This is a genomic window from Acinetobacter sp. YH12105, from assembly GCF_013419095.1.
In the GTDB taxonomy this organism is placed as follows: Bacteria; Pseudomonadota; Gammaproteobacteria; order Pseudomonadales; family Moraxellaceae; genus Acinetobacter; species Acinetobacter pseudolwoffii.
Genome location: NZ_VPAU01000013.1, coordinates 89,854 through 98,809, shown reverse-complemented (window position 1 = coordinate 98,809; position 8,956 = coordinate 89,854). Strand labels below are relative to the sequence as shown.

General features: G+C 41.2%; 8 protein-coding genes. 7 read left to right on the top strand and 1 reads right to left on the bottom strand.

Translation table 11 applies throughout. The annotated features are described in order from the left end of the window. The first annotated feature begins 364 nt into the window (after positions 1 to 364). The 7 genes from FTU44_RS10650 to hisC all read left to right on the top strand — a co-directional run bounded on the left by FTU44_RS10650 (position 365) and on the right by hisC (position 7,413). Positions 365 to 1,816, top strand: coding sequence for an RNA polymerase factor sigma-54 (locus tag FTU44_RS10650; RefSeq protein WP_180050651.1), 1,452 nt, complete (start codon positions 365 to 367; stop codon positions 1,814 to 1,816). 183 nt (positions 1,817 to 1,999) lie between these two features. Continuing rightward, the gene (gene hpf, locus FTU44_RS10645; RefSeq protein WP_005172527.1) at positions 2,000 to 2,332 is read left to right on the top strand and encodes a ribosome hibernation-promoting factor, HPF/YfiA family; all 333 of its coding nucleotides are present in this window, start codon (positions 2,000 to 2,002) and stop codon (positions 2,330 to 2,332) included. A 133-nt stretch (positions 2,333 to 2,465) separates the two neighbouring features. Further along, a complete protein-coding gene (gene ibaG / locus FTU44_RS10640; RefSeq protein WP_004730742.1) occupies positions 2,466 to 2,717 on the top strand; it encodes a BolA family iron metabolism protein IbaG in 252 nt (83 codons plus the stop codon). Between the two features lie 7 nt (positions 2,718 to 2,724). Further along, complete coding sequence (gene murA / locus FTU44_RS10635) at positions 2,725 to 3,981, top strand: UDP-N-acetylglucosamine 1-carboxyvinyltransferase (protein WP_005172524.1); 1,257 nt, start codon at positions 2,725 to 2,727, stop codon at positions 3,979 to 3,981. Then, positions 3,981 to 4,682 carry an ATP phosphoribosyltransferase gene (hisG, locus tag FTU44_RS10630; RefSeq protein WP_004646025.1) on the top strand — a complete coding sequence of 234 codons (702 nt, stop codon included), beginning with the start codon at positions 3,981 to 3,983 and terminating at the stop codon, positions 4,680 to 4,682. Before murA ends, hisG begins: the two co-directional genes overlap by 1 nt. Before the next feature lie 186 nt (positions 4,683 to 4,868). Beyond that, on the top strand, positions 4,869 to 6,170 hold the full coding sequence (gene hisD / locus FTU44_RS10625) for a histidinol dehydrogenase (protein ID WP_081273097.1): 1,302 nt from the start codon (positions 4,869 to 4,871) through the stop codon (positions 6,168 to 6,170). A 151-nt stretch (positions 6,171 to 6,321) separates the two neighbouring features. Further along, positions 6,322 to 7,413 (top strand): histidinol-phosphate transaminase, encoded by a 1,092-nt coding sequence (hisC, locus tag FTU44_RS10620; protein WP_005095854.1) that lies wholly within the window; start codon positions 6,322 to 6,324, stop codon positions 7,411 to 7,413. A gap of 119 nt (positions 7,414 to 7,532) precedes the next feature. On the opposite strand, the gene FTU44_RS10615 is transcribed toward hisC, so the two are convergent. Further along, on the bottom strand, positions 7,533 to 8,864 hold the full coding sequence (locus FTU44_RS10615; RefSeq protein WP_180050649.1) for an anthranilate synthase component I family protein: 1,332 nt from the start codon (positions 8,862 to 8,864) through the stop codon (positions 7,533 to 7,535). Positions 8,865 to 8,956 lie beyond the last annotated feature (92 nt).

The window sequence follows — 8,956 nt, the reverse complement described above, 5'->3', positions numbered from 1 at the left end:
CCGAACTCAGAAGTGAAACCTCTTTGCGCTGATGGTAGTGTGGGGTTACCCATGTGAGAGTAAGTCATCGCCAGCTCATTATTCGAAACACCCCCTGCTTATGCAGGGGGTGTTTTTTTGTGTGTGGAATTTATAGCAAAATTAAAAAGTAAAAATAATATTCTGAATTTACTCAAAATACCCCTTAGCGGAATCGTTAATGGGTATTTTTTGTTCTTGTAAATCAAATATTTGAGAATTATTAATTTGGGAAATATAAGAATTTGAAAGCCAGTTCGTATGTTTTTTGGTAAAACTGTGTTATAAAAATTAAAACGGCATAAAAATTGCTTATAGAACAAGATTTTTAATTAAGGGGGTTATAATGAGATTATCAGTGGGCTTAAAAATTGCGAACTCGCTGTCATTAACTCCACAATTGCAGCAAGCAATTCGGCTATTACAATTATCGAGTCTGGAACTGGAACAAGAAGTTCAACTGCAACTTGATAGTAACCCTCTATTAGAAAAAGTTGAAGAACAGATTACCCTTGAACGCTTATCGACACTTGAATCAAATAATGAACACAAAGACCTAACTAATGAACTCAATGCGGATCACCTTCCCGATGACCTACCTGTAGATACCGATTGGGATGATGTCTATACTCATCAACCTACCAGCTTAGGTGCGGCTGAATTCGAAGAGCGCGAAGACAATCGTCAAGGGCATCAGAGCTTACAGGAATATATGCTTGAGCAAATTAACCTGTTAAATTTTTCACAGCTTGATAAATTGATCGCTTATTGCATTGTCGATTCCCTGGATGACAAAGGCTTTTTAGATGCTGAGCTGACTGAAATTACTGCATCGGTACAACATCTTCTATCCTTGATGGGGAGTGAGGAGGAAATTGAAGATGATGAAGTTGCGGTCGTATTAAAGCATATTCAGCGTTTAGATCCGGTGGGTGTAGGGTCTAGAAGTTTGGCAGAATGTCTGTTGGTTCAGCTTGATCATTTACCTGCCTCAACGCCTTGCCGAAATGATGCAATCAAGCTTCTACAACATTATGAATTACTGATTAGTAATGAACTTCCTAAACTGATTAAACAAACCGGGCTAAATCCAGAGCAGTTACGCTATGCGGTAGATTTATTAAAAACTCTGAAACCTCACCCGGGCTTGGAATTTGAAAATAAAGAATCGGATTATCAGATGCCAGATGTTGTGGTCATGAAAAAGAATAACGCTTGGCATGTCAATTTAAATCCGGATGTACTGCCAAAATTACGCGTCAATCCTTTCTATGCCAAAATGATTCGTCGTGCAGATCAAAGTGACGATAATCAATATTTACGTAACCAGATGCTAGAAGCAAAAAATTTCATTAAAAGCGTTGATGAGCGGCATAAAACATTATTAAAAGTGGCAACCTGTATTGTCGAACATCAGAAAATGTTCTTGGAAATTGGCGCTGAAGGGATGAAACCTTTGGTTTTAAGAGATATTGCCGAAGAAGTAGAATTGCATGAATCGACCGTATCTCGTGTGACCACCAATAAATATATGCTGACGCCGCGCGGCTTATTTGAATTAAAATATTTCTTCTCGAGTCATGTGGGTACGACTTCAGGTGGAGAGGCTTCATCTACAGCCATTCGTGCCAAGATCAAAAAACTGGTTTCTGAAGAAAATGCCCGTAAGCCTTTGTCTGATAATGCAATCGCCAATATATTGAAAAATGAAGGGATTGATGTGGCACGACGGACGGTGGCGAAATATCGTGAATCGTTACATATTCCTTCATCTTCTGAGCGAAAGGTCTTGATCTAAAATTTAAAATCTGGCTATTCTAAAGATTCATTATGACAGCATAATGAATCTTTTTTCTTTTGAGGAACAGTGAAAATGATTTGAATCAGTGCTTAAAATACGATTTTTGAGTTATAAGTTTCTGTATTTAAATTATTTTATATTGTGACTCTTCTAATCCTAACGAAGGTGAGGGATAGAACTATGCAAATAACAATTCGTGGACATCATTTATCTATTACGCCAGCAATTGAAGAACGTATAAAAACCAAATTTTCACAAATGACCAAGCATCTTGATCAGGTGAATAGTATGCAAGTAAAACTCTCTAAAGATCATCAAATTGATAAACGCTCCAGAAAAGGCAGTAGTAATCATATCGCAGAAGCGATTATCCGATTGCCGGGCATCGAGTTTTTTGCCCATGCCACAGCAGATGATATGTATACTTCCATTAAACTTCTGACAGAAAAATTAAAACGCCAGATCGATCGATATCGGGAAATACATTTACAGCAGCATGCTTTGGCTTTGTAAAGGACAAATGATGAAAAAGAGGTTTTAAAAGCCTCTTTTTTTTATATATATAATGTATGGATCCATGAATTATTTTTGCTATTTATAGTAAAATGGCTCGTTTTACACCCTTAGTCCTATAAGAGGTCTTGTGATGAATAATGAACAGCTCGCTGAAATTTTAGAAGCCGCTTTTCCCGAGGCGGATGTTGCTGTGAGTGGTCAGGGCGGAAAATTTGATCTCCGTATTGTGGATGATCAATTTGAAGGTAAGCGTCCAGTTGCACGTCAACAAGCTGTTTATGCTCCTCTCAATGCCCATATTGCCAGTGGTGCAGTTCACGCAGTGACAATTCGAGCAATGACAAAAGAAGAATGGCGCAAAGCAAGCTTATTTGGAGCTTAATAAATTAATGGATAAATTTTTAATTCAGGGCGGTATCAAGCTCGAAGGTGAAGTGCGTATTTCTGGTGCTAAGAATGCCGCGCTTCCATTATTAGCAGCAATGATTCTTGCCGATACGCCAATTACGCTCAAAAATGTTCCTGATCTGAAAGATGTGAATACATTGGTGAAGCTGATTGCCGGTCTTGGGATCACCATGACTTATGAAGGCGATACCGTTACTGCGGATACCTCGACATTAGATAACCAGTTTGCACCATATGAGCTCGTGAAAACCATGCGTGCTTCTATTTTAGTGCTTGGTCCTTTATTGGCGCGCTATGGTAGTGCAAAAGTGTCTTTGCCGGGTGGCTGTGCAATTGGTTCACGTCCTGTTGATCAGCATTTAAAAGCGTTGGAAGCTTTGGGTGCAGAAATTGAAGTTGAAGCAGGCTATGTGCATGCCAAAGTCGATGGCCGTCTTAAAGGTGGCGAAGTCGTTTTCGATATGGTGACTGTCGGTGGTACAGAAAATATTCTGATGGCTGCAGTCTTGGCCGATGGTGTGACCACAATTCGCAATGCAGCACGTGAGCCTGAAATCACTGATCTTGCGCAAATGCTGATCAAGATGGGGGCCAAAATTGAAGGTTTGGATACCGATACGTTAATCGTGACTGGTGTTGAAAGTCTGCATGGCTGTGAATATGCAGTGGTGGCTGACCGGATTGAAACGGGTTCATATCTGGCGGCGGCTGCAATCACAGGTGGTCGTATCAAAACCACACACACCGATCCATCTCTCATGGAAGCTGTGCTGGATAAATTTGAAGAAATGGGCGCAGAAGTCACTCGTGGCGACGACTGGATTGAGTTAGATATGCTGGGTAAACGTCCGAAAGCCGTGAGCTTCCAGACCTTGCCACATCCAGAATTTCCAACTGATATGCAAGCCCAGATCATGGCTGTAAATGCCATTGCTGCAGGCTTTGCGACAATTTCAGAAACGATTTTTGAAAACCGTTTTATGCATGTTCCTGAGTTGGCCCGTATGGGGGCAAACATTCAGGTCGAAGGTAATGATGCTGTCGTAACTGGGGTAGAAAAACTTTCTGCCGCACCCGTAATGGCAACAGATTTACGTGCTTCTTTCTCTTTGGTACTGGCAGCACTTGCCGCTGAAGGTGAAACACTGATTGACCGTATTTATCACATTGACCGCGGTTATGAAAATGTAGAAGCAAAGTTACAAAGTTTAGGTGCCCAAATTAAGCGAGTAAATTAATGAGCGATATGAGAAACGATGATCCAAACTTTGACGTAATGGGCAATTTTGATCATGGTTTAACTTTGGCATTAAGTAAGGGTCGTATCTTAAAAGAAACATTGCCACTGCTTGAAACAGCAGGGATTAATTTACTGGAAGATCCGGATAAATCACGTAAACTGATTTTCCCCACTACGCATAAACAGGTTCGTATTTTAATTTTACGTGCTTCTGATGTGCCGACTTATGTAGAAAATGGTGCAGCCGATATTGGTGTAGCGGGTAAAGATGTATTGATGGAACATGGTGCGCAAAATGTCTATGAACCATTAGACCTGAAAATTGCGGTTTGTAAATTGATGACAGCTGGTAAAGTCGGGATGCAGCGTCCTAAAGGTCGTTTGAAAATTGCGACCAAGTACGTGAATTTAACCCGGCAATACTATGCCAGCTTGGGTGAGCAAGTCGATGTGATCAAGTTGTATGGTTCAATGGAACTTGCACCATTGGTCGGTCTGGGCGATTACATTGTCGATGTGGTCGATACTGGTAATACCTTACGTGCCAATGGTTTAGAGCCACTTGAAGAAATCTGTAAAGTCTCTTCACGTTTAATCGTCAATAAAGCCAGCTTCAAACGTAAGCAAGCCTTGTTAAATCCGATTCTGGCTCAGCTTGAAAAAGCAGTCGAAGAACGCGAAAAGGCAAAACAGGCTTAAAATTGATTGCTTAAGAAACCGCCCAATCCGGGCGGTTTCTTATTTCTCTATATATCAGATTCTATTTAAATCCTTTCATCAATTTTACCCAAAGCTATTTTCAATAAAACTCATAGAGCTAGAGCACTATGTCTGCCGACAAAAGCCTAGAAAACAGGTAAACTAAAGCCTTCGAATTCAAACCTGATGGGTAAATTGATGCGACGTTTATCGACCCAAGATCAAAACTTCAAGCAAGCATTTGCTGACTTGTTGGCTTTTGAGACTGTGAATGATCCTGAACTTTTAAAAACTGTAGATCAAATTATTGCTGATGTTCGTCAGCATGGTGATGCACATGTTCTTAAACTCACTCAACAGTTCGATCGACATCCGGCGCATCAATTTTCAGAGCTAGAACTGACACAAGAGCAGCTCAAAGCTGCCTTTGAAGGTTTAACGACTGAAGTTCGTGAAGCACTGGAATTAGCTGCAGCGCGTGTGCGTGAGTTTCACCAGGCCCAAAAACAAGATGGCTGGACTTATGTCGATGCTTTGGGGAATACGCTCGGTCAGAAAGTGACTCCACTGGATCGTGTCGGGATTTATGTGCCGGGTGGTCTGGCATCTTATCCATCCTCAGTACTGATGAATGCAGTGCCTGCACATGTGGCGGGTGTCCCTGAAATTATTATGGTGGTGCCTGCCCCGAATGGTGAACTCAATCCATTGGTATTGGCTGCTGCATATTTGGCTGGCGTAACACGTGTCTTTACGATTGGTGGTGCACAAGCCGTTGCAGCACTCGCATATGGTACAGAAACCGTACCACCTGTCGATAAAATTACTGGTCCAGGTAACCGGTTTGTGGCTGCAGCAAAACGTGCGGTGTTTGGTCAGGTCGGTATCGATATGATTGCAGGCCCTTCTGAGATTCTGGTCTATGCCGAAGGCGAGAATAACGCTGAATGGTTGGCGATGGACTTATTGTCACAGGCTGAACATGACACTGTGGCACAAGCCGTTTTCATTACACCTGATGAAGCACTTTTAGATGCTGTTGAAAAGTGGATTGAAAAACACTTAGAAGCATTACCGAAAGCAGATATTGCACGTACTTCAATTGAGAACCGGGGTGCTTTGGTATTGGTAAAAGACCGTGCTGAAGGTGCTGAGCTGATTAACCAAGTGGCGCCAGAACATCTCATGCTATGTTTAGATGAAGCACAAGAGATGGCAGAAGATATTCGCCATGCAGGCGCGATTTTCATGGGTCGTTACACCCCTGAAGCGATTGGTGATTATTGTGCCGGGCCAAACCATGTCTTGCCAACTTCAGGTACAGCACGTTTTTCATCACCGCTGGGGGTTTATGATTTCCAGAAGCGATCAAGCCTGATCATGTGTTCACAAGAGGGTGTTAAAACCTTGGCGAAAACAGCAGATATTTTGGCACAGCAGGAAAATCTGGATGCGCATGCGAGATCGGCGCGTTATCGTTACCAGTAATTAAAAATATAAAACCTCTCCCTAACTCTCTCCTACTAAGGAGAGGGGAAATATTATAAAGAATGAATATTCCTCTCTCTGAATGAGCTTTAAGCATTGTTTTAAAGTGAATGTAAGAGAGGTTAGGAGAGGGAACTTTGAGAATTTAAAAATGAATATCACCACAGAACAAATGCGTTTTTGGAGTCCTGACGTACGTGAATTAGAACCGTATACGCCGGGTGAACAGCCAAAAATCCAGAATATTTTAAAACTGAATACCAATGAAAATCCGTATCCGCCATCGCCTAAAGTGGTTGCGGCAGTGCAGCAGGTATTGGCCAATTCAGCTGATGTGCTGCGTCTTTATCCTGACCCTGATGCATCTGAACTTAAACAGGCCATTGCGAAACAGCAACATGTGCCTGTAGAGACGGTTTTTGTCGGGAATGGTTCGGATGAAGTTTTAGCGCACATTTTTAAAGCATTCTTTGTTCAAGAACAGCCATTGCTTTATCCAGACATCACCTATAGTTTCTATCCGGTATATAGTCAGTTCTTTGGGGTAAAAACCAAAATTTTACCACTCAATGATGACTTTGAAATTGTGGTAGATGATTATAAACAAGCCAATGGCGGCATTATCATCACTAATCCGAATGCGCCAACCAGTATTGATCTTGGTTTGGTTGCGATTGAAGAAATTCTGCAAGCCAATCCAGATTCAGTGGTGGTGATTGATGAAGCCTATGTCGACTTTGGCGCTGAATCGGCAGTCAAGCTGGTTGAGAAATACGAAAACCTAGTGGTATGTCAAACTACATCGAAGTCGCGTTCTCTTGCAGGATTACGTGTGGGTTTTGCCATTGCTCAGCCACATTTAATTGCAGCACTTGAAGCAGTCAAAAACAGTTTCAACTCTTATCCGATGGATCGTTTTGCGATTGCGGCAGCGGTGGCTTCTTTTGAAGATCAGGAATACTTTGAGGCACAAAATCAGAAAGTCATTGCCAGTCGTGAAAAGTTGGTAGCTCAGCTGAATGAGCTTGGTTTTAAGGTATTACCTTCGAGTGCAAACTTTATTTTTGCCACATTCGTATCTAAAGATGCAGGTGAACTCGCGAGTGAGTTACGTGAGCGTGGTATTATCGTGCGTTATTTCAACAAACCTCGTATTAATCAATTCTTACGTATTACGATTGGTACAGATGAGCAAAATCAGCGTTTAGTAGATACGCTAAAAAATGAGATTTTGTGTAATTAAAATCCTTTCTAGCCTCCCGTTTTAAAGGGAGGCATTCTCACCTTTATTAAAGGTGAGAAGCATTGCTTCGCAAGGGGTGGATTTGTAGTAAAAAGCGAACCTTAAAATTCACTTTTTAGTTATTCAGGCTGATACCAGGTATTTAACAGATCCAGCATCGCTGAAACCTTATCAAAGCATTCTTGATATTCCGCATCACAATCTGAAGAAATGGTAATACCACCACCGGCCCATAAAGAAATATCTTCCTGATACTTTTGAATCGAGCGAATCAGAATATTCCAGGAGCCAGTGCCATCGAAATTGAAATAGCCCATAGAACCACAGTAAGCACCACGTGGTGTACCCTCAAGTTCTTCAATAATCTGCATGGCCCGAATTTTGGGTGCGCCTGTAATCGAGCCACCTGGAAGAGCAGACATGAGTACTTCAAAAGGATTGATATCTGCTTTTAAAGTCGCTTCAACTTCACTGACCATATGATGAACTTGATTGAAGCTTTCAATACTAAATAATTTCGGTGTTTTGACCGAGCCCGTTTCGGCATAAACACTTAAATCATTACGTAATAAATCCACAATCATGACATTTTCTGCCTGATCTTTTTCTGAGGCTTTTAGGGTCTGTCTGGATTGTTCATCGAGCACTGGATCAGTAAAACGGGGCATTGTGCCTTTAATCGGTTTGGTAATAATTTTTCGCTTCGTTTCAAAATCAATGAACAACTCGGGTGAGCAGCTTAATAATTCAAAATCACCAATACGCAAATAACCCGCATAAGGCGCTTCGGTTAATGTCCAGAAGGCTTGGGCGGTTGCTAAGAGGGAACCTTGTGCACGACCATTAAATTCTTGTGTCAGATTAATCTGATAGCAGTCACCTGCAATAATATAATCCTGAATTTTCTGAAATGCCTTGCTGTAGACCGTTTTGGTCCAGCGTGAAGTACAAGGGCTTATTAACTGAAACGTCGGACGAATTTTATTTTGATTAAGTAAGTTCTGAATATAATCGAAGATCTGCTCTGCCTGTGGATCATCACTATAGAACATCCATCCCTCAGAGCTTAGTTTAATATAGGAAGAAAATTGACCGATAAATAAACCAGGTTGAGAGCGGTCCGGATACTGAATATATTGCTGAGCCGCATAATCATAGCCAATAAAACCGACATAACCTCCATGAAATCCATTCTTGTGAGGATTTCTTAATGCATCAATTTCCAAACTAAACTCAGATGATCTGGGTTGATATTGTTCAATTTCCACTCTTTGAAACGACTGAATATGTGATTGCTGCACAATAAAATATTCTTGAGCACAGCAGGCAATAAAAGGCTGACCATTATTATTTAAATACACCAGATGCCCCAATGTCTTTAATGCGGATAATACATCTGCAACCAGAGGTGATTTAAATTTTAAGGGGCGATGATAGAGAGCTTCGGTCATTCAGTTAAGCAGAGTTCAATATGACTCGCTATTTTATATCAAGAAGACAGGAAAATATTTTTAAATCATCAAATACCGTTTATCGGTAAGCA

Bases quoted from the DNA above. Each gene is read 5' to 3' on its own strand.
- FTU44_RS10615 (WP_180050649.1), bottom strand. From the start codon at position 8,864: ATGACCGAAGCTCTCTATCATCGCCCCTTAAAATTTAAATCACCTCTG.
- ibaG (WP_004730742.1), top strand. From the start codon at position 2,466: ATGAATAATGAACAGCTCGCTGAAATTTTAGAAGCCGCTTTTCCCGAG.
- hpf (WP_005172527.1), top strand. From the start codon at position 2,000: ATGCAAATAACAATTCGTGGACATCATTTATCTATTACGCCAGCAATT.
- hisC (WP_005095854.1), top strand. From the start codon at position 6,322: ATGAATATCACCACAGAACAAATGCGTTTTTGGAGTCCTGACGTACGT.
- hisD (WP_081273097.1), top strand. From the start codon at position 4,869: ATGGGTAAATTGATGCGACGTTTATCGACCCAAGATCAAAACTTCAAG.
- FTU44_RS10650 (WP_180050651.1), top strand. From the start codon at position 365: ATGAGATTATCAGTGGGCTTAAAAATTGCGAACTCGCTGTCATTAACT.
- hisG (WP_004646025.1), top strand. From the start codon at position 3,981: ATGAGCGATATGAGAAACGATGATCCAAACTTTGACGTAATGGGCAAT.
- murA (WP_005172524.1), top strand. From the start codon at position 2,725: ATGGATAAATTTTTAATTCAGGGCGGTATCAAGCTCGAAGGTGAAGTG.